Source organism: Metabacillus sp. 22489 (assembly GCF_052044855.1).
GTDB classification, from domain to species: domain Bacteria; phylum Bacillota; class Bacilli; order Bacillales; family Bacillaceae; genus Metabacillus; species Metabacillus niabensis.
Genome location: NZ_JBQENT010000055.1, coordinates 1 through 23,645, shown reverse-complemented (window position 1 = coordinate 23,645; position 23,645 = coordinate 1). Strand labels below are relative to the sequence as shown.

23 protein-coding genes are annotated in these 23,645 nt (G+C 34.8%); 14 read left to right on the top strand and 9 right to left on the bottom strand.

The genetic code is table 11. The features are described from left to right. Positions 1-114 precede the first annotated feature (114 nt). A complete protein-coding gene (locus tag ACTJJ9_RS23050; RefSeq protein WP_095302025.1) occupies positions 115-1,197 on the bottom strand; it encodes a glycosyltransferase in 1,083 nt (360 codons plus the stop codon). A 364-nt stretch (positions 1,198-1,561) separates the two neighbouring features. Between ACTJJ9_RS23050 and ACTJJ9_RS23045 the strand changes: the two genes are divergently transcribed. Beyond that, positions 1,562-2,920, top strand: coding sequence for a glycosyltransferase (locus ACTJJ9_RS23045; RefSeq protein ID WP_255451922.1), 1,359 nt, complete (start codon positions 1,562-1,564; stop codon positions 2,918-2,920). Between the two features lie 171 nt (positions 2,921-3,091). Here the strand turns inward: ACTJJ9_RS23045 and ACTJJ9_RS23040 are convergent, their stop codons facing one another. The 3 genes from ACTJJ9_RS23040 to ACTJJ9_RS23030 all read right to left on the bottom strand — a co-directional run bounded on the left by ACTJJ9_RS23040 (position 3,092) and on the right by ACTJJ9_RS23030 (position 7,002). Continuing rightward, positions 3,092-4,993 carry an NTTRR-F1 domain gene (locus ACTJJ9_RS23040; protein ID WP_440768914.1) on the bottom strand — a complete coding sequence of 634 codons (1,902 nt, stop codon included), beginning with the start codon at positions 4,991-4,993 and terminating at the stop codon, positions 3,092-3,094. 277 nt (positions 4,994-5,270) lie between these two features. Further along, entirely contained in the window at positions 5,271-5,963 is a 693-nt protein-coding gene (locus ACTJJ9_RS23035) for an N-acetyltransferase (protein WP_145582482.1), read from the bottom strand. A 55-nt stretch (positions 5,964-6,018) separates the two neighbouring features. Further along, positions 6,019-7,002 (bottom strand): glycosyltransferase, encoded by a 984-nt coding sequence (locus ACTJJ9_RS23030; protein ID WP_145582481.1) that lies wholly within the window; start codon positions 7,000-7,002, stop codon positions 6,019-6,021. 312 nt (positions 7,003-7,314) lie between these two features. Here ACTJJ9_RS23030 and xylA point away from each other — a divergent pair, with 312 nt between their 5' ends. Beyond that, complete coding sequence (gene xylA / locus ACTJJ9_RS23025; protein WP_145582480.1) at positions 7,315-8,646, top strand: xylose isomerase; 1,332 nt, start codon at positions 7,315-7,317, stop codon at positions 8,644-8,646. Positions 8,647-8,973: 327 nt separating this feature from the next. Next, entirely contained in the window at positions 8,974-9,192 is a 219-nt protein-coding gene (locus ACTJJ9_RS23020; RefSeq protein ID WP_145582479.1) for a hypothetical protein, read from the top strand. Positions 9,193-9,434: 242 nt separating this feature from the next. Here the strand turns inward: ACTJJ9_RS23020 and ACTJJ9_RS23015 are convergent, their stop codons facing one another. Continuing rightward, the gene (locus tag ACTJJ9_RS23015) at positions 9,435-9,839 is read right to left on the bottom strand and encodes an Hsp20 family protein (RefSeq protein WP_145582478.1); all 405 of its coding nucleotides are present in this window, start codon (positions 9,837-9,839) and stop codon (positions 9,435-9,437) included. A gap of 125 nt (positions 9,840-9,964) precedes the next feature. Next, positions 9,965-10,111 carry a small acid-soluble spore protein P gene (locus ACTJJ9_RS23010; protein ID WP_095300874.1) on the bottom strand — a complete coding sequence of 49 codons (147 nt, stop codon included), beginning with the start codon at positions 10,109-10,111 and terminating at the stop codon, positions 9,965-9,967. 135 nt (positions 10,112-10,246) lie between these two features. Here ACTJJ9_RS23010 and ACTJJ9_RS23005 point away from each other — a divergent pair, with 135 nt between their 5' ends. Further along, positions 10,247-10,510: a hypothetical protein gene (locus ACTJJ9_RS23005; protein WP_145582477.1), complete on the top strand. Its 264-nt coding sequence runs from the start codon at positions 10,247-10,249 to the stop codon at positions 10,508-10,510. Positions 10,511-10,558: 48 nt separating this feature from the next. Here ACTJJ9_RS23005 and sspO read toward each other — a convergent pair whose 3' ends face one another. After that, positions 10,559-10,708, bottom strand: coding sequence for a small acid-soluble spore protein O (gene sspO / locus ACTJJ9_RS23000; RefSeq protein WP_095300876.1), 150 nt, complete (start codon positions 10,706-10,708; stop codon positions 10,559-10,561). A gap of 306 nt (positions 10,709-11,014) precedes the next feature. On the opposite strand from sspO, the gene acnA reads away from it, so the two are divergent. From acnA to ACTJJ9_RS22965, 7 genes are all read left to right on the top strand, one after another. Then, positions 11,015-13,741: an aconitate hydratase AcnA gene (gene acnA, locus ACTJJ9_RS22995; RefSeq protein WP_440768913.1), complete on the top strand. Its 2,727-nt coding sequence runs from the start codon at positions 11,015-11,017 to the stop codon at positions 13,739-13,741. 636 nt (positions 13,742-14,377) lie between these two features. Next, the gene (locus tag ACTJJ9_RS22990; RefSeq protein WP_145582475.1) at positions 14,378-14,893 is read left to right on the top strand and encodes a TlpA disulfide reductase family protein; all 516 of its coding nucleotides are present in this window, start codon (positions 14,378-14,380) and stop codon (positions 14,891-14,893) included. Between the two features lie 146 nt (positions 14,894-15,039). Then, entirely contained in the window at positions 15,040-15,171 is a 132-nt protein-coding gene (locus tag ACTJJ9_RS22985; protein WP_095300880.1) for an FbpB family small basic protein, read from the top strand. Between the two features lie 77 nt (positions 15,172-15,248). Continuing rightward, positions 15,249-15,377 carry an acid-soluble spore protein N gene (locus ACTJJ9_RS22980; RefSeq protein ID WP_095300902.1) on the top strand — a complete coding sequence of 43 codons (129 nt, stop codon included), beginning with the start codon at positions 15,249-15,251 and terminating at the stop codon, positions 15,375-15,377. Between the two features lie 169 nt (positions 15,378-15,546). Continuing rightward, on the top strand, positions 15,547-15,783 hold the full coding sequence (tlp, locus tag ACTJJ9_RS22975) for a small acid-soluble spore protein Tlp (protein WP_095300881.1): 237 nt from the start codon (positions 15,547-15,549) through the stop codon (positions 15,781-15,783). 162 nt (positions 15,784-15,945) lie between these two features. Further along, on the top strand, positions 15,946-16,362 hold the full coding sequence (locus ACTJJ9_RS22970) for an acyl-CoA thioesterase (protein WP_145585185.1): 417 nt from the start codon (positions 15,946-15,948) through the stop codon (positions 16,360-16,362). Between the two features lie 2 nt (positions 16,363-16,364). Beyond that, entirely contained in the window at positions 16,365-16,679 is a 315-nt protein-coding gene (locus ACTJJ9_RS22965) for a hypothetical protein (protein ID WP_145585188.1), read from the top strand. 259 nt (positions 16,680-16,938) lie between these two features. On the opposite strand, the gene ACTJJ9_RS22960 is transcribed toward ACTJJ9_RS22965, so the two are convergent. Both ACTJJ9_RS22960 and plsY read right to left on the bottom strand, forming a co-directional pair. Then, positions 16,939-17,229 (bottom strand): HesB/YadR/YfhF family protein, encoded by a 291-nt coding sequence (locus ACTJJ9_RS22960; RefSeq protein ID WP_145585190.1) that lies wholly within the window; start codon positions 17,227-17,229, stop codon positions 16,939-16,941. 280 nt (positions 17,230-17,509) lie between these two features. Then, complete coding sequence (plsY, locus tag ACTJJ9_RS22955; RefSeq protein ID WP_145585192.1) at positions 17,510-18,094, bottom strand: glycerol-3-phosphate 1-O-acyltransferase PlsY; 585 nt, start codon at positions 18,092-18,094, stop codon at positions 17,510-17,512. Between the two features lie 179 nt (positions 18,095-18,273). On the opposite strand from plsY, the gene ACTJJ9_RS22950 reads away from it, so the two are divergent. The 3 genes from ACTJJ9_RS22950 (at position 18,274) to parC (ending at position 23,472) form a co-directional block, all read left to right on the top strand. After that, entirely contained in the window at positions 18,274-18,687 is a 414-nt protein-coding gene (locus ACTJJ9_RS22950; protein WP_095300886.1) for a CoA-binding protein, read from the top strand. Positions 18,688-19,059: 372 nt separating this feature from the next. Then, complete coding sequence (parE, locus tag ACTJJ9_RS22945) at positions 19,060-21,027, top strand: DNA topoisomerase IV subunit B (protein WP_145585194.1); 1,968 nt, start codon at positions 19,060-19,062, stop codon at positions 21,025-21,027. Positions 21,028-21,030: 3 nt separating this feature from the next. Further along, complete coding sequence (gene parC, locus ACTJJ9_RS22940) at positions 21,031-23,472, top strand: DNA topoisomerase IV subunit A (protein ID WP_145585196.1); 2,442 nt, start codon at positions 21,031-21,033, stop codon at positions 23,470-23,472. Positions 23,473-23,645 lie beyond the last annotated feature (173 nt).

The following is a 23,645-nucleotide window of genomic DNA, read 5'->3' as shown; positions in this document are numbered from 1 at the left end:
TTAACGTATGAGAGTCATAGTTTTGTCGTAACGGCAAGTAAACTAATTAACCTCTTTATTTTCAACAAAAAACCACCATTTGAATGGCAGCTTTAATTTTTTCCATGATTTTGTTTAATGAGTAATGTTCAATTTTTTTTCTAAAAGAATTTTATTTTGTATAATTCTCTCATCTTTAGGACGATAAGAAAGAGCTTTTTCATTATGTTCGTAGGACTTTTTGAAGTCACCTAATCGGTAATAACAAACACACATTTGTAAATGAGGATACCAAGTATAATAAGCGGGATAGCTAAAGCTCCATTTATCCTCAGGTGGAATTAGCTCAGTGGCTAAGTTATACCAATAAATAGCAGAGTGAAAATCCTGTTTTCTTTGAAAATAGTACCCTAGTCTACTACAAGTCTCTGCCCTTGGCGTTTTTGAAAATTCAAATGACTGGAATAAGCTTTTTAATTCATTCTCAAAGTCTCCAAGATATCGATAACAGTCAGCTTTATTTATACAAGCATAAACTTTATCTTCTATCCAGCCTTCTTTTATTGCAATATTTTCGTTATAGCTCTCGATCGCTTTCTCGTAATGACCATTTTCTCTAAGCTCATTTCCATAGTAGAAATAGTCTCTTGCTGAAAACACGTCACCTCTATCAAGCTTGGTTTGATATATGTTCAGGTTGCGTCCAACTGAATGTTTTATTTTTTTGTGAGTGACTGAGATATCAGAATTAATAATTTTCCCGTATACCTCAAGATACTGGTGACAATCTCCTTTCCAGACAAAATTCTTTTCGCGTTTTACTAATCGATTTCTTCTATAACGGATTGTAACATTTCCATATTCATCGGTACCTGCGTCATAATACATAGATACAGAATCAACAGAAGGGTCAAGTGTTTCCTTTAGTTCTAATAGCTTCTTTTGGTCTGCCTCTAATAGGACATCATCCGCATCTAGATATAGGATGTAATCTTTCGTAGCATATTTAAACGATTCATTTCTAGCTGCAGCAAAATTGCCAATCCACTCAAAATAAAAGACTCTATCAGTATATTGTTTTGCAATTTCAACAGTACGGTCTGTAGAACCAGTATCGACGATATTGATTTCATCTACTATGTCTTTAACAGTATCAAGACATCGAGCAAGCACTTCTTCTTCATTTTTAACAATCATACAGAGACTAATTGTTACCAATAGTTATACACTCCTTTAGATGTAAGTAGCATGCTTCTATAGTTTACTTTTGTTAAGGTCGAAATGTATGGACTGATTCCTACTTTTCGAAAAAAGGGCTTAATCATAAGAATGAAACAAATAGAGGGAGGGATCTTAAATAACGAACAAAATAGTCTTATTGCCGTATTAGTTTTGCAAATCTGTTTTTCTAAATATTAAAGTGCGTAGGATGTGCATCTCTTAATTTAGCTATTAAGGTTACATTAGTCGGACGCATATAAATCTATTTATTGTTATTTTATTAGCTTAATGGTTCCTTTAAGGTTAGTTGTTTCATAAGTATGTAAGGTGAGAGGGTAAAAGGAATGATAGGAGTGGAATAATGGAGAAAATATTTAGCAGTATCTTAGATAAAATTAATAATAATGATATTATGCTTGCTGAAGAAACATTAAATAAATTTCAACAGCATCTTATAAATATAGGGGATTATTATTTTTTTCAAGCGCTTTTAAATCTTAAGAAGGAAAACTATACGAATGCATGGTTATGGTCTTGGAGGGGAAAGGGATTATTTCCTGAAATGCAAGAATTAAATGAAATTTATGCAGTGATTGATGAACATCTTTATAAAGGGAAAAATACGCAAAATGAAATAAAATGGAAAGGGAAATCTATTCGTTTGAATCTTGAATTCATTAACAAGCTTTCAAAAGCAACTAATCCACGAGTGTTACAAGGTTCAATGGAAATTGCAAACCAAATGAACACGTTGTCTAAAGGATTGCAGCTGCTGGATGTAAAAGCACACACAATTAATTATTATCCTTACTATTTAGGTTATCAATCTAATTATGAATGGAATTTAATTGGGCAAAGAAGCGATCCAGCAATCAACTCTAAATTAAGAAAACTAACAAAAGAATTAATTTTGAATTATGATATTTTTCATTTTCACTGGGGAACAACGTTAACTTTAGACTGGTCTGATTTAGAAATATTAAACGAATCTCAGAAGTCGTTAATTATGCAGCATTGGGGGAGCGATGTTCGTCTATTTTCAGAGGCAAAGAAGTTAAATCCTTATGCATTAGTAAAAAATCATAATGAAGATGATTTAAAATGGAGATTAAGTAAACTCTCTGAACATATTAAACATTGTGTTGTTTTTGACGAAGAATTGTATCATTATGTAAATAATTTTTATGAAAAGACAACTATCATTCCATCTATGATTGATACAGAACAATATAAACCAAAAATTGACCAAGTGAAAAATTCACGGCCAGTAATAGCTCATGCCCCAACATCACCATATATAAAAGGTACAAAACATATATTAAAAGCAATTGAAACCTTAAAGGAGCAATATGAATTTGAATTTATTTTAGTACAAGGTAAATCCCATAAAGAGGCAATGGAAATTTATCAAAAGGCAGATTTAATAATTGACCAGCTTCATATTGGTAGTTATGGTCTTTTTGCCGTAGAAGCAATGGCGCTTGGAAAACCAGTTATATGCTGGATTAGTGATTTTATGAAAGAAAAATACCCAATAGAACTACCCATTATTATTGCAAATCCAGATACAATCAAAGAAATTATTGAATATAGTTTGAGAAATATTGATATGCTTTCTGAAATTGGGAAAAAGGGAAGAAAATATGTAGAAATACATCATGATATGAAAACGAACAGCCAAAGGATGTTAAAGAAATATAATGAAATTTTACAAAATTAATTATATGAAAGTAGCACAATTGAGAATTGGTTTGTGCTATTTTTTTGTTAATTTATAAATAAAAGTGTTTTTTGAGGACCTTTCATGTTTAATTTTGATGTAATACAAAAAAACTATCTGAAAGGTAACTACCTTTCAGATAGAAAAGAATTGAATGATGCAATTTTTTTATTAAGCTACAGCCGGACCCGTCGGACCAGTAGCACCGGTAGGACCAGTAGCGCCAGTCGGACCAGTAGCGCCAGTCGGACCAGTAGCGCCGGTAGGACCAGTAGCGCCAGTCGGACCAGTAGCGCCGGTAGGACCAGTAGCGCCAGTCGGACCAGTAGCGCCGGTAGGACCAGTAGCGCCAGTGATACCCGTAACTCCGGTAGGACCAGTAACGCCAGTGATACCCGTAACTCCGGTAGGACCAGTAACTCCGGTAGGACCAGTAACGCCAGTGATACCCGTAACTCCGGTAGGACCAGTAACTCCGGTAGGACCAGTAACGCCAGTGATACCAGTAACTCCGGTAGGACCAGTAACGCCAGTGATACCCGTAACTCCGGTAGGACCAGTGACGCCGGTAGGACCAGTAACGCCAGTGATACCCGTAACTCCGGTAGGACCAGTGACGCCGGTAGGACCAGTAACGCCAGTGATACCCGTAACGCCCGTCGGACCAGAAACACCCGTCGGACCAGTAACGCCGGTAGGACCAGTGACGCCAGTGATACCCGTAACGCCCGTCGGACCAGAAACACCCGTCGGACCAGTAACACCGGTAGGACCAGTGACGCCGGTAGGACCAGAAACACCCGTCGGACCAGTAACGCCAGTGATACCAGAAACACCCGTCGGACCAGTAACACCAGTAGGACCAGTAACTCCGGTAGGACCAGTAACGCCGGTAGGACCAGTAACACCAGTCGGACCAGTAACACCAGTAGGACCAGTGACACCCGTCGGACCAGTAACGCCAGTAGGGCCAGAAACACCCGTCGGACCAGTAACGCCGGTAGGACCAGAAACACCCGTCGGACCAGTAACGCCGGTAGGACCAGAAACACCCGTCGGACCAGAAACACCCGTCGGACCAGTGACACCAGTAGGACCAGTAACGCCGGTAGGACCAGAAACACCCGTCGGACCAGTAACGCCGGTAGGACCAGTAACACCCGTCGGACCAGTTATGCCAGTGACACCCGTCGGACCAGTAACGCCAGTAGGGCCAGAAACACCCGTCGGACCAGTAACGCCAGTGACACCAGTAGGGCCAGTAACGCCGGTAGGACCAGAAACACCCGTCGGACCAGTAACACCAGTAGGACCAGTAACACCCGTCGGACCAGAAACACCCGTCGGACCAGTAACGCCAGTAGGACCAGTAACGCCGGTAGGACCAGTGACACCAGTAGGGCCAGTAACACCAGTAGGACCAGTTATGCCAGTGACACCAGTAGGGCCAGTAACGCCGGTAGGACCAGTAACACCGGTAGGACCAGTAACACCCGTCGGACCAGTAACACCGGTAGGACCAGAAACACCAGTAGGACCAGTAACACCAGTAGCACCAGTAGGGCCAGCAGGACCAGTAGGGCCAGCAGGACCTTGTTCCGATGCTGTTTCAATTAAAACAACATCATCAACTAATACATCTGCACTACCAGCTAAAGGTAATTTGTTTATTAGTAATAGCGCTTGAGTTGCTCCTTGAGGGACTGGGCTAGTCGTTTTGTATAATTCAATCCACGTATTATTCTCAACATTTGGTAATCTATTAGCAACTATATTAACTAGTAATCCGGTTCCAAGGAAATTAAAAAATTCATCATAGTATAAAACAACTATTGAGATTGGTGGAGAAGGATTAGGGCCAATTTTTGCAAGAGAGACTAGAAACTCAAGTGTTTCTCCTGGTGTGACTTCCTCATACTGACCTATATACGAGTTTAGTTCTCCTCCTAATAACAATACAGAGTAAAAGCCGGAATGTGAATATTGCGAAGTAATGGTTGCATTAAATGAAAACCATGGACTAAGTGAGCCTGTTTCGAAATCACCGTTTTCGAAAATATTATCGATAGGCAAAAAAAGAAACCTCCTTTTATATATATTTGCTTTTTCCAAAAGGATTAAAGCATGGTATATAATATGAGATTGAACAATAACCGAAACAGTCAAATGAAGTAAGTTTAAAGCACATTTAGAAGTTCATTAGATGAATATCCAGATGGAGTTTGTAATAATTTTCTTCAATTAAATAGGATAATAGTGAGAAAAAAGCCATTACTGATATACTATTACTATTAGTTATGAAGAAAAATTAAAAAAGCTATTGTAAATAGACAATAGCTTTTTTAATTAATTAATTTAATAACCGACCAGGATTACCGACAACTGTTTTATTCGCTGGTACATCCTTTGTAATGACTGCTCCTGCTCCAACAATTGAATTTTCACCTATAACAACTGCAGGAAGTAATGTAGCGTTATTACCAATTTTTGCTCCTTTTCTTATGATAGGACCTTGATGTTTGAAATTTCCCATTCCCATATATTTATCGTTTGAAGTTGAACAACATGGCCCAAAGAATACTTCATCTTCAATTTCCATATCAGCTGTTATATAGCATCCTGTTTGGATTGTTACCCTTTTTCCAATGGTCGTATTGTTTTCTACCATTACATTTCTACCGATAATGCTGTCTTCACCAACAGTAACATTTTCACGTATACTAGATAAGTCTCCTACAAAAACACCTTTTTTCAATAGTACATTACGATAAATAACAGAACTACAGCCGATTTTCACATCATCTTCAATTATAAGAGGAGTTGTATTTTTTAGTGGTTTTCTAGCCATTTTTTTATTTGATGAAGTTTCTTTTCCTAATATTGTTAAATCATTAATTTGGACCCCATTACCGATAGTAGTATTTGCTTTTATCGTAACATTGTGTCCGATTGTAACATTATTTCCAATGACGACATTTTCTTCAATAACAGTATTCGCTCCGAGGGAGACGTCTGTACCCATTACGACAGATTCATGAATCATGAAATCCCTCCAATTCGCTATTTTTAATTTTATTGATAAATTTAGAGAGTAATGATTAAAGATTCTGATATATATTTATTAAATTTTGACCAACTTTTTCAACAGAATGATATTCTTCAACGAATTTTCTTCCTTTTTTTCCAATTTCATGACGAAGTTTAGGATTTGTAATTAGTTCATCTAATACTTCATGGAGGTTTTCAGGAGTTGCAATAACGATTGGTAAATCTATTGGTAATTGTTCACGAACATCATCACGAATAAAACCGACAACAACCTTTCCAAGAGCCATTGCTTCTACGCTAAGCATTCCATATGTTCCACATAATAATTGGTCGACAATAATATCAGATTGTTTATAGACTTCTAATGCTTCTGAATGGTTCATTTTCTCGATCATTTTAAAGGTAAATGTTCGATTGCTTTTTAGCTTATCAATAGCCTGTTCTACATATGCTGATCCTTTAAATTCACGGTTTGTTGGCGCATGAATGAGCAACGGATTATTATTATTGATATTAGGATAAGAAGGTTGTGTGTTACTTAAATCAAAAGCAAGTGGTAGGACATGAACGTTTTTATAATAGTCTTTGACATAAGGTAATACTTCATAATCCTGAACTATGGCAGTGTCAATATATTCTGATATTCCTAATAATCTCTCACGAATTTCTTCATCCGAAAAGTAGCTTGGGGGGAGGGGATATGGGTTTAACTGTTTTGTTAAACTTTCTGTTCGTACATCATTTCCCCAATGGTGCATAATCATCTTTTTTCCTTTTTGCTTAATATGAGGCAAATCTGCAAAGCCTTGCATAAATGTTTCCCCATTATGAAAATGGAACAAATCGAAATTGTCGATGTAGGTAGGGAGTACCTTTGTGATTTCATATAAATCAGTATTAATAATATTGCTATTGTAATTCAAATAAGTATGAAACCAATTATAACCACCAACATTATAGCCATTTTCACGTAAATACTTTGTTAAAATTCCAATTTGTCCAGCGATTTCTGTTGGACCGTGTATGATTTTCATTTATATCTCTCCTTCCTCTATACTATATTCATTTAATGGATTGGTGTAATAAGGAAAAAGCATAGTTTTAAAGCAAAATATAATGATAGAACAATACCTAATAATAGAAATAATGTGCATAATTTGGACCATTTTTATATAAGAATAGATTAAAAGGAAAAAAACTTAGTTTATTCGATAGACAAACTAAGTTTTTTTTGGTACGATAGTTTTAAGAAAAGGATTTCTAATTGAATAACTACTGATAAAAGTTTTATTGTAAGCGATATCAGGTGTGGTTCAATAGAATATTTACATTTAGGGGGAATCATAATGGCTTATTTTGAAAACATTAATAGTATTAAGTATGAAGGAGCTTCATCAAAAAATCCTTTAGCTTTTAAGTATTATAATCCTGAAGAGGTTATTAATGGTAAGTCAATGGAAGAAATTTTACGTTTTTCTGTTGCTTATTGGCATACATTTAATGCAGATGGTTCAGATCCATTTGGTGTTGGTACTGCAATTCGTCCATGGAATCATCTTTCAGGCATGGATTTAGCAAAGGCTCGTGTAGAAGCTGCATTTGAATTATTTGAAAAGCTAAATGTTCCATTTTTCTGCTTCCATGATGTTGATATTGCTCCTGAAGGTGATACATTACTTGAAACAAATAAAAATCAGGATACGATTGTTGCAATGATTAAGGAATATATGAGTACAAGTAAAACAAAACTTTTATGGAATACAGCAAATATGTTCACAAATCCAAGATATGTTCATGGAGCTGCTACTTCTAATAATGCAGATGTATTTGCATATTCCGCAGCAAAGGTTAAAAAGGCTTTAGAAGTTGGTAAAGAGCTTGGTGCTGAAAACTATGTATTTTGGGGCGGAAGAGAAGGATATGAAACTTTATTAAATACAAATATGAAGCTTGAACAAGATAACCTAGCTCGTTTCTTCCACATGGCTATTGATTATGCAAAGGAAATTGGTTTTGATGCACAATTTTTAATTGAACCAAAACCAAAAGAGCCTACAAAACATCAATACGACTTTGATGTAGCTACAGGACTAGCATTCTTACAAAAATATGATTTAGCAGATCACTTTAAATTTAATATTGAAGCTAATCACGCTACATTAGCAGGTCATACGTTTGAACATGAATTACATGTTGCACGCATTAACAATATGTTAGGTTCTGTTGACGCAAACCAAGGTGACACATTGCTCGGATGGGATACAGATGAATTCCCAACAGACTTATATTCTACAACTTTAGCAATGTATGAAATTTTGAAAAATGGCGGCCTTGGAAAAGGTGGATTAAACTTTGATGCAAAAGTAAGAAGAGGTTCATTTGAGGCTGAAGATTTATTCCATGCTCATATTGCTGGAATGGATACCTTTGCCATTGGTCTTAAAGTGGCTAATAAATTACTTGAAGACAGAGTTCTTGAAGACTTTATTGAACAACGATATAGCAGTTACACAGAAGGTATTGGTCTTGAAATTGTTGAAGGAAAAACAGATTTACGTAAATTAGAAGCATATGCACTTCAATTAACGGAAATTAAAAACCAATCCGGTAGACAAGAGAGACTAAAAGCATTAGTGAATCAATACTTGCTAGAAACATTATCAAATGTTACAGTTTAATATTTCTTTTAATGGATGGTAAAAAGTCACGAACCCTTTCTCACATATTATGTGGGAAAGGGTTCGTGTATTGATCATCCATCTTTTTTCATTTTAGGGCTTATTATTTGTTGATATTAGTGCATGGTGTTTGATAAGAAAAACGGCTAGCAGACACTTTAAAGTGTGATGAATGTATTAAGATACTAAATTGCTTTTTGGCTATAATTATCAACGAATCGAAGAAAACATGATACAAGTTTGATTAGTTTGAAAAGGAGGATTAGTGGAATTGATTATGAAGTACATGGTATAGTTAATCTACATTGAATCTAGAGGGTGTATAACATGTACTATATTGTGTTAGATTTAGGATGTGCTGAGTGTGGAGAAAGCTCTAATATTCTTGGGATTTTTACTTCGTTAGATGAGGCAAAAAAAGCTTTAAATGTTTACAAAGAAAAAAATCATTTAGATGAAGAATCGGATCACGAATTTTATATTTATAAAATCGATAAGCTAAACCATATTTATCATAATAGCTATGAGCATATGGTTGAAGAATGACAACATAGATAAGCTAATAACATATATAGTAGAAAAAGGGGTTTATTCCTTATGAAAAGATATTATTGTTCTAGATGTATGTTATTTAGCGAAGAATTCAAAGCTTGCTTACGTTGTGGTAATCAAGAATTAAATTGTATTACAATAAATGTACAAAAATAGGAATTAAGATATTAATATAGAAGAGTAATAAAAGGCAGCGAATCAGCTGTCTTTTATATTGAATTCCGGTAAGCGTTTTCTCAAAGGTTACCTATATGAATCGTTTGTTTTATAGGGTGATAACCTTTTTTTGTAATTTTCACTTCTAAAATGCCGTTAAGCAAATTAGCAACAACTTTTTTATTCTCTATGGAAAATGGAAGTGTAATGGAGCGACTACATTTGTTTTCATCTTCAATTTGTGTATTTTTATTAGCAATGATTGAAATGATTAGTTTTTCACGTTTCACTTCAATGTGAATATCCTCTTTGACAATATTGTCACCAATTTCAGCCTCTATTATATATTCATCATTTGTTTCAAATAAATCTACTCTAAAGGTTGTTTCATCTAATAATGTTGTGAATGGATCAATGAAAAATTGGGTCATCCATTCTTCAATTCCATTAATATTCATTGGATTTGCTTTCTTTTTTTCATTCATAATGATTGCCCTCCATAATAGACTTACTTTTACCCCCTTTAACTAATAAAGTATTCAATCTAAGTATGATTGTGCAAGAAAGCATATTTTTTAATTCGAAAAAAGGAATGGATAAACTCCATTCCTTACATATCATGACCAGCATTATGTTTTTGTCTTGTATGGTTGGCATTTTTAACCTTTTTCGAACCACTTAATGGCTCAGGCTGTGAAGCATTTGGTCCTTTATGCGCATTTTTACGCATATCTTTACCATCATTTTTATTTGTCATATTTTATCCCTCCTGTCATTTTAGAATGAGTCAAATGAAGGGAAAACATTCTAAATATAAGTGAATAATTATAATGCTTTGAAACATACTAATACATGGTTTAACACTTGGAATATGAAAGGGCCGTGATGAGAGATGCCATATCATAAAGATAAGCAACAATCTTTTCAAGCTGCACAGCAAGGAACAAATGATGCATTAGAAGCATATAATAGTGTTATTAAGGAAGACGCTGATTATGGTACACAATTAAAGCATTTATCGGAAGAAGTGAATGAAGCATACGAGCAAATTAACAATGCGTTAGAAAATGCATCAGAAACTCAAAGACATAGACTTGAGCAATATCAACGTGATCTTCAGAAGATTGTTAATAAAGTGAATGAAACAGATAAATAAATGAAAAACGACGGAAATCCGTCGTTTTTTGTCTGTTTTAGTGCAATATTATTGATTTTTCTTTCGTTTCTTATTGTTTTGCTTTTGGGCAGCTGTAAGTGGTTCGTTTTGCATTTCCTCATTATAACCCGCTCCAACACCTTGAGCACTTGCATCATTCATACCATTAATGACATGGTTTGCTCTTCGCTTCGCCATTTGTACGTCACCTCCAATAATAGAATGGCTCACTTTCACTGAATACATTCTAAGTCAATAAACTTCTCAAGGCTGAAAAATATTAAAAATAAGGAAAACCATGTATAAAATTAGCTAAATTTTTGATATAGTAAAAAAGTAAAACTAGTGCGCTTTCATAAGGAAAACTTATACATATCAATAACATCATTGTTATTTACTTATGATACTAGTTGTATTAAGATTGAATTGTGCGAAATATTTAAAAATGGGGACCATCCTTCGACAAGAGTCGACCTTGATTTTAATAAGGGGGAGAAAGTTGAAATGACTAATCAAGTAAAAACGAACCAAGATACTTTCCAAGCACGTAAAAGCTTTACTGTTAATGGGAAGACGTACAACTACTATTCATTACAAGCATTAGAAGATGCTGGTATTGGGAATGTTTCTCGATTACCATATTCGGTCAAAGTTCTTTTAGAATCTGTTTTACGTCAAGTCGACGGAAGAGTTATCACAAAAGAACATGTTGAAAATTTAGCTAAATGGGGAACTAATGAGCTAAAAGATATTGATGTACCTTTTAAACCATCTCGTGTAATTTTACAAGATTTCACAGGTGTTCCAGCTGTTGTTGATTTAGCTTCACTACGTAAAGCGATGGCTGACTTAGGTGGAGATCCTGATAAAATTAATCCTGAAATTCCAGTTGATTTAGTAATTGACCACTCTGTTCAGGTTGATAGAGCTGGAACGCCGGATGCTTTACAATTTAATATGGACCTTGAATTTGAACGTAATGCAGAGCGTTATAAATTTTTAAGCTGGGCTAAAAAGTCATTTGATAACTATCGTGCAGTACCGCCAGCAACAGGTATTGTTCACCAAGTTAACTTAGAATATTTAGCAAGCGTTGTTCACGCTGTTGAAAATGAAGATGGAGAATATGAAGCTTTTCCAGATTCTTTAGTTGGTACTGACTCTCATACAACGATGATTAATGGTATCGGTGTACTTGGATGGGGTGTTGGTGGAATCGAAGCTGAAGCAGGAATGCTTGGACAACCTTCATATTTCCCAGTTCCTGAAGTTATCGGGGTTAAATTAACGGGTGAACTTCCTAATGGAACAACTGCAACTGATTTAGCTTTAAAAGTAACACAAGTATTACGTCAACAAGGTGTTGTTGGTAAATTCGTTGAATTCTTTGGTCCTGGTGTAGCACAGCTTCCACTTGCAGACCGAGCAACAATTGCAAACATGGCTCCAGAATACGGTGCAACTTGTGGTTTCTTCCCAGTAGATGAAGAAGCTTTAAATTATATGCGTTTAACAGGTAGAGATGAAGAGCATATTCAAGTGGTTGGAGAATATTGCAAAGCAAACGGGTTATTTTTCACTCCTGATAATGAAGATCCAATTTTCACTAAAGTTGTTGAAATTGACCTTTCTGAAATCGAAGCAAACTTATCTGGTCCTAAACGTCCACAGGATTTAATTCCACTTTCTGAAATGAAAGATAAATTCCATGAACATTTAGTAGCACCAGCAGGTAACCAAGGCTTTGGTTTAGAGGCTGATGAAATAAATAAAGAAATCACGATTAAATTTAATAATGGTGAAGAAACAAAAATGAAAACAGGGGCAATTGCTATTGCTGCAATTACAAGCTGTACTAATACATCAAACCCATATGTATTAGTTGCTGCTGGTCTAGTTGCGAAAAAAGCAGTTGAATTAGGCCTTGAAGTACCTAAATATGTAAAAACTTCATTAGCACCCGGATCAAAAGTTGTAACTGGTTACCTTGAAAATTCAGGATTATTACCACATCTTGAACAACTTGGATTTAACCTAGTTGGATACGGATGTACAACTTGCATCGGTAACTCTGGTCCACTAGCAGATGAAATTGAAGAAGCAGTAGCTGCAAATGATTTATTAGTTACATCTGTACTATCAGGTAACCGTAACTTCGAAGGACGTATTCATCCATTAGTAAAAGGAAACTATCTAGCTTCACCACCTCTAGTTGTTGCATATGCATTAGCTGGAACGGTTGATATTGACCTTCAAAGTGATTCATTAGGAAAAGATAAGAATGGTAATGATGTATTCTTTAAGGATATTTGGCCATCAACTAATGAAATTAACGAAGTAGTTAATAAAACAGTTACACCTGAGTTATTTAGAAAAGAATATGAGCAAGTATTTGATGATAATGCTCGTTGGAATGAAATTGAAACAACTGATGAAGCGTTATATGTATGGGATGAGTCATCTACATACATTCAAAACCCACCATTCTTTGAAGGCCTTGAAGCTGAACCTGGTAAAGTAGAAGCTTTACAAGGATTACGTGTTGTAGCTAAATTTGGTGACTCTGTAACGACTGACCATATCTCACCAGCTGGTTCAATTGGTAAGGATACTCCAGCAGGATGTTACCTACAAGAAAATGGGGTTTCTCCAAGGGAATTCAACTCATATGGTTCTCGTCGTGGTAACCACGAAGTAATGATGAGAGGTACTTTTGCAAACATTCGTATTAAAAACCAAATTGCCCCTGGTACAGAAGGTGGTTACACTACTTACTGGCCAACAGGTGAAGTAAAATCAATCTATGATGCTTGTATGGACTACAAACAAGATGGCACAGGACTTGTTGTGTTAGCAGGTAAGGATTATGGAATGGGAAGCTCACGTGACTGGGCTGCAAAAGGAACAAATCTACTTGGTATTAAAACAGTTATTGCTGAAAGCTTTGAGCGTATCCACCGTAGTAACCTTGTATTAATGGGTGTTCTTCCACTTCAATTTAAAGAAGGGGAAAACGCTGATGTACTAGGATTAACTGGTAAAGAAACAATTGAAGTTGCAATCGATGAATCAGTTAAACCTCGAGATTACGTGAAAGTGACAGCTACAGACGAAGCTGGAAACAAAAAAGAATTTGAAGTATTAGTTCGCTTTGACAGTGAAGTAGAGATTGATTACTATCGTCATGGTGGAATTCTTCAAATGGTATTGCGCGATAAGTTAAAAGGCTAAAAATTAACAGGAAAGGAACGATATTTTTTCGTTCCTTTTTTTATTCTAATACTATGTCCAAATTCTAAACGTTTTGTAAATTCATTGTTCTTTTCGATATTACATGATTAAATAAAAATATATGTCATTATATTGAAGGAGTTTTTCGGAAAATTTGATTTATGATGCGATTCATATAGGGCCTTTCACTATACAATACTTTTATTTAGTTGTCCTAATTTCATTTCTATTTACATATTTTATAATGGATGCCTTTTTAACAAAAACAAGGTTAAAACAATTCATTAGAAACAATTACTGGGTTTGTGTTTTCATTGTCTTTATTACATATAAATTTAGTGTTTTATTCTTTCGGCCTCAGCTTATTTTCACTAATAATTGGATTTATCTAACTGGTGGCACTAAAGGTATTTATTTAGGGTTGTTAGCATGTTTTCTTTATTTATTATGGCGAATGAAAAAAGAGAAATTAGGTTTAAAATTATTGCTTTTGTTTATCGTTGTTTCTGTGATTTGTTTTTATTTTATATATGAATTGGTGAAAATTTTTATTTTATCTCTCGTTTAATTCATTTAGGTTTCTTTTCGAATATAGTGTGTATTTGTTTATTTATGTAGGAGGTATTGTAACTCACCATGAAGAAAATTTTAGCCATTTCGATTTTGGTTTTTCTAATTGGATATGCAATTTATTATGCGATAAATCCAAATAATTCAAAAGAAGGTGTTGCAAAGGGTGACTCAGCACCTGATTTTGAATTAACAACTTTAGATGGAAAAGAGATGAGTTTATCGAGTTTAAAAGGAAAAAAAGTATTGCTTAATTTCTGGGCGACCTGGTGTCCGCCATGTCGATCGGAAATGCCAGATATGCAAAAAATACAAAATCAATACGATGATGATGTTGTCGTCGCAGCCGTCAATTTAACGAATAGCGAACCTAGCGTTGACACTGTTAAGAAATTCATTAATGAACTAGAACTAACTTTCCCTGTTTTATTAGATGAAAAAGGAAAGATTAACAGCCAATATGAGGTATTATCCTATCCTACATCCTATATCTTAGATGAGGAAGGGACTATTAGAAATAAATTTGTTGGCGCAATGTCATTTGATCAAATGGAAAAATTACTTGAATTAAAAAATAATTAGCTTTTACTTACTCACAGTTGGACTTGCTGTGAGATTTTTTTTAATTTTAGTAATTGAATTATCACATTTTCGTTTATTTTCGAAAAATTGTATTAAATCTAAATAAATATGGACATCCTTTTATTCATAATAGTGGAGGTGATATTATGCGAAAAAATAAAAAGAGAACATTTGAGGAATTAGTTTTGGAAAATAAACTGGCTTTATTAAGAGACCAAGAGGCGCTTAGTCGAATAGAGGAGCGTTGGGAGGAAAGAATAATTAAGCGATTAGATTAACAACCATTACTAGTTATTTAGAGGTGAGTATTGGGTATTCTACTCTTTGAGGGGGGATAACATTGACAAACTCTAATATGAAGCAAGCCCACTATACACCAAGTCATCTTGGTACAAAGCCAAGAGCGTTTGGTAATAATAAAGGTAAAAAAATGCAAGATAAATCAGGACATCATGCACAGGTCATTCAAACAAAAGGTGAATAATAAACAAAAACTGTTTTGTTTGATAAATAACAAGGTTTTATCGTAACAATGCTTGGCAGCAGAGTAAATCATTTATCCTTGTTAGAGTGATAAATGATGTTTAAAAATCCTTTTTAGGAACAGACTATAATTGGCTTTGTAAAAGTCAAATGAGAAAGGATGATTTCTGTTGGTAAACCAAAATAGACCAAAACCTGATGACCGTAGCGATAATGTAGAAAAACTACAGACAATGGTCCAAAATACGATTGAAAATATTGAAGAATCACAAGACACTATGCAATTCGCTTCAGAAAAAGATCGTGAATTAATCCAAGCGAAAAATGAGCGTCGTGAAGAGGCGATCCAGGCAATGCGTGAAGAAATTAAGGATGAAGCACAAGATCGAGAAAATGGTTTTCGTTAGACTAACATGAAATCAGGCTTTATGCCTGATTTTTTTATGAGTTTATTTCTTTAGCTTTTTCTCTTTAGTGTAATTATAAAAGTCGTTTTCATTCATAAAAAAAACGTATATGATAAGATTTATTTATGTAAAGCTACAAAGCAACAGCAAGGAGAGAATAACATGCTAGTATCAAAAAAAGAAATTGAAGTAAGATATGCGGAAACAGACCAAATGGGTGTTGTATATCATGCGAATTATCTCGTATGGATGGAAGTGGGGAGAACGAAATTAATTCAGGATCTAGGCTTTTCTTATGCTCAAATGGAGAAGGACGGTATTATTTCTCCAGTTATTGATATAAATATTTCCTATAAAAAGCCGCTTCGGTATGGAGAAACAGCTATTATTCATACTTGGATTGAGGAATATAACGGAATAAAAAGTGTTTATGGATATGAAATATTTAATTCTGATGGTGATCTTGCTGTTCAAGCAACATCAAGTCACGTATGTGTTCATAAGGATACGTTTCGACCAGTGAAATTTAAAAAATTATATCCAGATTGGCACGAAGCTTACGAAAAGGCAAAGAAATAAACATGGCGTTTGGGATCACACGCAAAGAACTAACAGCTTGGAAGGAAGCAGTTAAAAGAGGAGAAATTGCTTTCTTAACGCATTATTGGTTTGATGATCGCTTTCCAAATTGTCATTCTGTTACAAAAGTTAGCTGCAATGATGTCAATAAACTTATTCATTGGGGAGAACAATTTGGTTTAAAAAAAGAATGGATTCATTACTATAGCGATTATCCACATTTTGATTTGCTCGGACAAACTCAATATGAGATTCTTAAGAAATCTGGATTAGATGACCATATCGTACGGTTTAAATTAACGTTAGAAAAGGATTAAAAGCATACAAGTAATACATAATTACTAAATTGGTTATGCATAAGTAACTGTTTGAGGAAATTTAACAGTAACTTATGCATATTTTTGTGTAAATTCTTCAATAGGAATCAAGGCATAAATTTAATAATGCATTTTCTTTTAGATAAGTCTAATGATTCCATTATTTAGAAATAAAGTTATTTGTTTTTGTTATTACTTAGAGAAAATTAAACATAAAATGAGGGACAAAAGCTAAATTGCCCTAATCCCTCATCGTTCGTTAATTTACATAATTAAAAATTGGTTCATTGATTTCCTCATCTAAATCAACGAGAAGATTGTGATTATCAAAGTACCATAAGTCGCGATTTTCAATAAAGAAAGTTATACCATCTTTTTTTAAAGCTGCACCGATATCATCAGGTGTTTGTTTTGCTACTCCGAGAGAAAATCCCTTTTGAACATTACTACAGCCACCATATCGAACAAAAAATTGTACGGTATCTCCGTCTTGGAGATCCAATTCTTCCTTATACCAATGAATCGCCTTATCGTAAACGATTATTTCCACCTGTAACACTCCTTTATTAGAGAATGTTCATACGTAAATGTACTAAATTTCTGAATACTAAAATTTAATATATCTTAATTATAATATATCTTTGTCTATCAAACCACCGAAATGGATATTTGAGTTATTACATTCTTGTGAATAATGATCATAAAAATACCCCAAAAGTTAGTTTTTCTCTAACATTTGAGGTTCATTCCATTCGTCAAGCTCTTTTAACTTTGGCTACTTTCGTAAACAATGTTTTTTTATTAGTAGTCACAAAGGTTAATTTTATTAATTATAACCATTTTATTTTAGGCTCAGTTTTATTAATTATTCGTTTAATATTTGAACGATGTCGATAGATAACAAACAATGTTAATAATGAAACGACAATAATTAACCAAATGTCTTTTATCACAATGCTATAAATAATTCCAGAAACACCAGCGAGCATTGAGGAAAGGGAAACGTATTTTGAAAGATAAAGGACAATAAAAAAGAAAATTACTAAAGTTAAAAATAGCAATGGTTCATAACAAAGCAATACACCTGCAGAGGTTGCTACTGCTTTTCCACCTTTGAATTTTGCAAAGATTGGATATGTATGTCCTAGAACTGCAAATACCCCAGGTAATAAAAGTGAAAGATCTTCTTGTCCAAAAAAGATTGGAAGTGCAGCAGCCAAGGTTCCTTTTAAAATATCCGCAATTGTAACAATTAAACCAGCTTTGATCCCAAGAGTACGAAACGTGTTCGTACCTCCTAAATTACCGCTCCCGTGCTCTCGAATATCTATACCATAACCAACTTTTCCAACGATTAGACCTGATGGTATCGACCCAATTAAATAGGCAAGAATAAAAATAATAGCTTCAATCATGATTGTACTCCTTTATATAATCTTCTTCTATTTTAGCATGACCAGATAGAAAAACACTATTAGAGAATAAAAAAACATAAAAACAAACATCGTAATTATAAGCAGGCTTAAAAATTATCATGAAATAACTGGTTGTAATTTCGAAAACTTGTTATGATAATAGAAAAGGGGTTAAAAATATGACAATGGAATACCCGACAAGACAGGAAATCGGTAATATTTTAAAAGCAAGCAAAACAATCGCGGTTGTTGGCTTATCAGATAATCCTGAACGAACATCTTACATGGTAAGTAAAGCAATGCAGGATGCTGGATATAAAATTATTCCCGTTAATCCGACTGTTGATACCGTTCTTGGAGAAAAAGCTGTTGCGTCTTTAAAAGATCTTAAGGGACATATTGATATTGTCAATGTTTTTCGCCGTTCAGAACATTTATATGATGTAGCAAAGGAATTTTTAGAGATTGATGCAGATGTATTTTGGGCACAATTAGGTCTTGAAAATAAAGATGCCTATGATCTTTTAAAAAAGAACAATAAAACAGTTATCATGAATCGTTGTATAAAGGTAGAACATGCAATGACGAAGTGATATTTGATTCTTTTTGAAAAAATCCTTGTAAAAACAAGGATTTTTTACTTTATAAGCAGAATAAAGTTTGCTAAATGTAAAATACCATATACAATAAAGCATGGATACGAAAGAATTTTGATATAAATCATCATTTCCAATTCTCATATGAGGACAGCTTTAACAAACATAAGGTTGTCGATATAAAAATTATTGTATAAAATACTTAAACATGAGTTTTTACTTGAAGAGTTAAATAGTATGAATATTTGTACTAAGTTATTCATGTTTAGTTCAAGTGCATAACGAGTGTGATTATTATTTCACTTCAGCAGTGCGCTTGGACTTTCTCAAGTAATGTATTTGTGTATGAATTGAAAGGGGTTTAGTCGTTTGGGTAAGCAACAACAGTTTGATTATAATGATGATGCGATTCAAGTTCTTGAAGGACTAGAGGCTGTACGAAAACGTCCTGGTATGTATATCGGGAGTACAGATAGTCGAGGATTGCACCATCTTGTTTATGAAATCGTAGATAACTCTGTTGACGAGGCTTTAGGAGGCTACGGAGATCATATAATTGTTAAGATACATAAGGATAATAGTATCTCTGTACAAGATAAAGGTCGTGGAATGCCAACAGGGATGCATAAACTTGGAAAACCAACACCAGAGGTTATTTTAACTGTCCTTCATGCTGGAGGTAAATTTGGTCAAGGTGGTTATAAAACAAGTGGTGGTTTACACGGTGTAGGTGCATCTGTTGTTAATGCACTATCTGAGTGGTTAGTAGTTACGATTCATCGTGAAGGATTTATCTATGAACAACGGTTTGAAAATGGAGGTATCCCAGTGACGACCCTTTCCAAGAAAGGGAAGACAACGAAAACGGGAACTACGATTCATTTTAAGCCTGATCCAACGATTTTTAGTACAACGACTTATAATTATGAAATATTAAGTGAACGACTAAGAGAATCAGCGTTCTTATTAAAAGGATTAAAAATTGAGTTAATTGATGAACGAAACGATCATAGTGAGGTATATCATTATGAAACGGGTATTGAAGCATTTGTTACGTATTTAAACGAAGAAAAGGATGTCCTTCACCCTGTCGTATCATTTGAAGGAGAGCAAAATAGCATTGAGGTAGAATTTGCTTTTCAATTCAATGACGGGTATTCGGAAAATATTTTGTCATTTGTAAACAATGTTCGCACAAAGGATGGGGGTACTCATGAAGCTGGTTCAAAAACAGCGATGACGAGAGCCTTTAATGAGTATGCTCGAAAAAACGGATTGCTGAAAGAGAAGGATAAAAATCTTGAAGGATCCGATATAAGAGAAGGATTAGCTGCGATTGTTTCTGTCCGTATTCCTGAAGAGCTGCTTCAATTTGAGGGGCAAACAAAAGGGAAGCTAGGGACAAGTGAAGCACGTGCAGCTGTTGATGCAATTGTTACGGAAAATCTAACCTATTTCCTTGAAGAAAATCCAGATGCAGCAACTCTTTTAGTAAAAAAAGCAATTAAGGCTTTTCAAGCAAGAGAAGCTGCGCGAAAAGCACGTGAAGAAGCTCGAAGCGGTAAAAAGCGTAAGCGCTCTGAAACGACTTTAAGTGGTAAGCTAACCCCTGCACAATCACGTAATCCGATGAAAAACGAATTATACTTAGTTGAGGGTGACTCTGCAGGTGGTTCAGCTAAACAAGGAAGAGACCGTCGTTTTCAAGCTGTCCTACCTTTACGTGGTAAGGTAATCAATACAGAAAAAGCAAAGCTATCTGATATCTTTAAAAATGAAGAAATCAATACGATTATTTATGCAATTGGCGGTGGAGTCGGAGCAGAATTTTCCATTGAAGATATCAATTATGACAAAATTATTATTATGACAGACGCTGATACAGATGGAGCACATATCCAAGTATTGCTGTTAACATTCTTTTATCGCTATATGAAACCATTAATTGAGAATGGAAAAGTATTTATTGCACTTCCTCCCCTTTATAAAGTAAGTAAAGGAACAGGGAAGAAAGAAGTAATCGAATATGCTTGGTCTGATGAAGAATTGCAAGGTGCTATTTCAAAGGTTGGTAAAGGGTATATGATCCAACGTTACAAAGGTTTAGGAGAAATGAATGCAGATCAGCTATGGGAAACAACAATGAACCCTGGAACTAGAACGCTCATTCGTGTAAAAATTGATGATGCTGCACGTGCAGAACGTCGAATTACAACACTTATGGGTGATAAAGTTGAACCTCGTAGAAAATGGATTGAAAGCAATGTTGCCTTCGGTCTTGATGAGGATACAAATATATTAGAAAATGAACATTTATCGGTCGCAGAGGAGGTATAATTTATGGCTGAGTCAGTTGAAATTTTTCGCGATTTACCTCTTGAGGATGTACTAGGTGACCGTTTTGGCCGTTATAGTAAGTACATAATTCAAGATCGTGCTCTTCCAGATGCCCGTGATGGCTTAAAGCCTGTTCAAAGACGTATTTTATACGCAATGCATGTTGAAGGGAATACAAATGACAAAAACTTTCGTAAATCAGCTAAAACAGTAGGGAATGTAATTGGTAATTATCACCCACATGGTGATTCCTCTGTTTATGAGGCAATGGTGCGAATGAGCCAGGATTGGAAGGTCCGGAACGTACTAATTCAAATGCATGGAAATAACGGAAGTATCGATGGAGATCCACCTGCAGCGATGCGTTATACAGAAGCTAGATTATCGGCAATTTCATCAGAGCTTCTTAGAGATATTGAAAAAGAAACTGTAGAATTTGTACCGAACTTTGATGACACGAGCAAGGAACCAGTTGTCCTACCAGCTATGTTTCCAAATTTATTAGTTAATGGTTCTACAGGGATTTCTGCTGGTTATGCGACAGATATACCGCCACATAACCTTGGCGAAGTCATTGATGCGGTTATTAAACGTATGGATAAACCAAACTGTACAGTTGATGAGCTTATGAAAATCATCAAAGGTCCTGATTTTCCTACCGGAGGAATTATTCAAGGGATAGATGGAATTAGAAAAGCTTACGAAACTGGTAAAGGGAAAATTATTGTTCGAGGTAAAGCTGCCATTGAAGAAATACGTGGTGGTAAACAACAGATCGTCATTACTGAAATCCCTTATGAAGTGAATAAAGCAAACCTTGTCAAACGAATTGATGAATTCCGGATTGAACGAAAGGTTGAAGGGATTGCAGAGGTTCGTGATGATACAGATCGTACAGGTTTACGTATAGTCATCGAATTAAAAAAGGATGCTAATGCAGAAGGTGTATTAAACTATTTATATAAAAATAGTGATTTGCAAATTACGTATAATTTTAATATGGTGGCAATCCATAATCGTCGCCCTATGTTAATGAGCCTCCCATCAATCTTAGATGCGTATATTGGTCACCAAAAGGAAGTTGTGACAAATCGCTCAAAGTATGAACTGCGTAAAGCACAAGAGCGCCAGCATATTGTTGAAGGCTTAATTAAGGCATTATCAATCTTAGATGAAGTAATTTCAACGATTAGAGCATCGAAAGATAAACGTGATGCAAAGAACAATTTAATCGAAAAATTTGCCTTTACAGAGGCTCAATCGGAAGCAATTGTTTCCTTACAGCTATATCGTTTAACAAATACTGATATTACAGCACTTCAAAATGAAGCAGAAGAGCTTGATAAAAAAGTCAAAGAGCTTACAAGTATTTTAAGTGATGAACATGTTTTAATAAAGGTTATTAAAGATGATTTAAGACGTGTCAAAAAGGCATATTCAGATGAAAGACGTTCAGTTATCGAAGAGCAGATTGAAGAAATAAAAATCAATCTTGAAGTAATGATTGCTTCTGAGGATGTTATTGTAACAGTAACTAAGGATGGATATGTGAAGCGTACAAGCTTAAGGTCTTATGCTGCATCAAATGGACAGGATTTTGGGATGAAGGATACCGATAGATTGCTTTCTCAAATTGAGATCAATACGACAGATGTCGTTTTACTCTTCACAAATAAAGGGAATTATTTGTACTGTCCTGTTCACGAACTACCAGACATTCGTTGGAAGGATATCGGTCAGCATATTGCAAATATTATTCCAATCGATCGTGATGAAGAAATACTTAAAGCTATACCAGTTAAAGATTTTGCAGAAAAGTCATTCCTCACCTTTATTACAAAGCATGGAATGGTGAAAAAGACAGAATTAAGTCATTATAAGGCACAACGATATTCAAAACCATTAGTGGCAATTAATCTTAAAGGTGATGATGAGGTCATAGATGTTCATCTTACTGATGGTAGCCATGATTTATTTTTAGTAACCCATTTAGGTTATGGATTATGGTTTGAAGAGGAAGAAGTAAGTTTAGTTGGACCAAGAGCTGCTGGCGTAAAAGGTATTAATTTGAAGGACAATGATTTTGTTGTGAGTGGTAATATCATTGATCGAACGAAGAAGGCATTTTTAGTCGTTGCAACTCAAAGAGGTGCAGTGAAAAAAATGAATTTAACTGATTTTGAAAAATCGTCACGAGCCAAACGTGGATTAGTGATGCTAAGAGAATTAAAAAATCATCCTCATCGAATTGTTGGAGCGGAAATTACGCAAGCAAAAGGTGACTTTTATCTTGAAACAGAACAAGGGGTTATTGAAAGTATCGATATTTCAACGTTACGACCTAATGACCGCTATAGTAACGGTTCTTTTGTAATTGATGAACAGGAATCAGGTTCTGTAAGTCATGTTTGGTTTATTGAAAAGACTGACAATAAAGCAGAGTAAATAAAGTTTTCTAAATGAAAATCCCCTCTTATTTAATGAAAAATAAGAGGGGATTTTTTAAAAAGATAAGAAAGTATAAAAATTTGGGTCTACCACAGTCATTTAAGCTGTGGTATTTTCATTTTATGGAGACCAATATATTGAGAAGAATATTTTTTGATAAACACCAACAT

What these genes read in the sequence shown, in the direction of transcription:
- ACTJJ9_RS23045 (WP_255451922.1), top strand. Translation starts at nt 1,562, where the DNA reads ATGGAGAAAATATTTAGCAGTATCTTAGATAAAATTAATAATAATGAT.
- ACTJJ9_RS23035 (WP_145582482.1), bottom strand. Translation starts at nt 5,963, where the DNA reads ATGATTCATGAATCTGTCGTAATGGGTACAGACGTCTCCCTCGGAGCG.
- ACTJJ9_RS23030 (WP_145582481.1), bottom strand. Translation starts at nt 7,002, where the DNA reads ATGAAAATCATACACGGTCCAACAGAAATCGCTGGACAAATTGGAATT.
- xylA (WP_145582480.1), top strand. Translation starts at nt 7,315, where the DNA reads ATGGCTTATTTTGAAAACATTAATAGTATTAAGTATGAAGGAGCTTCA.
- ACTJJ9_RS23020 (WP_145582479.1), top strand. Translation starts at nt 8,974, where the DNA reads ATGTACTATATTGTGTTAGATTTAGGATGTGCTGAGTGTGGAGAAAGC.
- ACTJJ9_RS23015 (WP_145582478.1), bottom strand. Translation starts at nt 9,839, where the DNA reads ATGAATGAAAAAAAGAAAGCAAATCCAATGAATATTAATGGAATTGAA.
- ACTJJ9_RS23010 (WP_095300874.1), bottom strand. Translation starts at nt 10,111, where the DNA reads ATGACAAATAAAAATGATGGTAAAGATATGCGTAAAAATGCGCATAAA.
- ACTJJ9_RS23005 (WP_145582477.1), top strand. Translation starts at nt 10,247, where the DNA reads ATGCCATATCATAAAGATAAGCAACAATCTTTTCAAGCTGCACAGCAA.
- sspO (WP_095300876.1), bottom strand. Translation starts at nt 10,708, where the DNA reads ATGGCGAAGCGAAGAGCAAACCATGTCATTAATGGTATGAATGATGCA.
- acnA (WP_440768913.1), top strand. Translation starts at nt 11,015, where the DNA reads ATGACTAATCAAGTAAAAACGAACCAAGATACTTTCCAAGCACGTAAA.
- ACTJJ9_RS22990 (WP_145582475.1), top strand. Translation starts at nt 14,378, where the DNA reads ATGAAGAAAATTTTAGCCATTTCGATTTTGGTTTTTCTAATTGGATAT.
- ACTJJ9_RS22985 (WP_095300880.1), top strand. Translation starts at nt 15,040, where the DNA reads ATGCGAAAAAATAAAAAGAGAACATTTGAGGAATTAGTTTTGGAAAAT.
- ACTJJ9_RS22980 (WP_095300902.1), top strand. Translation starts at nt 15,249, where the DNA reads ATGAAGCAAGCCCACTATACACCAAGTCATCTTGGTACAAAGCCAAGA.
- ACTJJ9_RS22970 (WP_145585185.1), top strand. Translation starts at nt 15,946, where the DNA reads ATGCTAGTATCAAAAAAAGAAATTGAAGTAAGATATGCGGAAACAGAC.
- ACTJJ9_RS22965 (WP_145585188.1), top strand. Translation starts at nt 16,365, where the DNA reads ATGGCGTTTGGGATCACACGCAAAGAACTAACAGCTTGGAAGGAAGCA.
- plsY (WP_145585192.1), bottom strand. Translation starts at nt 18,094, where the DNA reads ATGATTGAAGCTATTATTTTTATTCTTGCCTATTTAATTGGGTCGATA.
- ACTJJ9_RS22950 (WP_095300886.1), top strand. Translation starts at nt 18,274, where the DNA reads ATGACAATGGAATACCCGACAAGACAGGAAATCGGTAATATTTTAAAA.
- parC (WP_145585196.1), top strand. Translation starts at nt 21,031, where the DNA reads ATGGCTGAGTCAGTTGAAATTTTTCGCGATTTACCTCTTGAGGATGTA.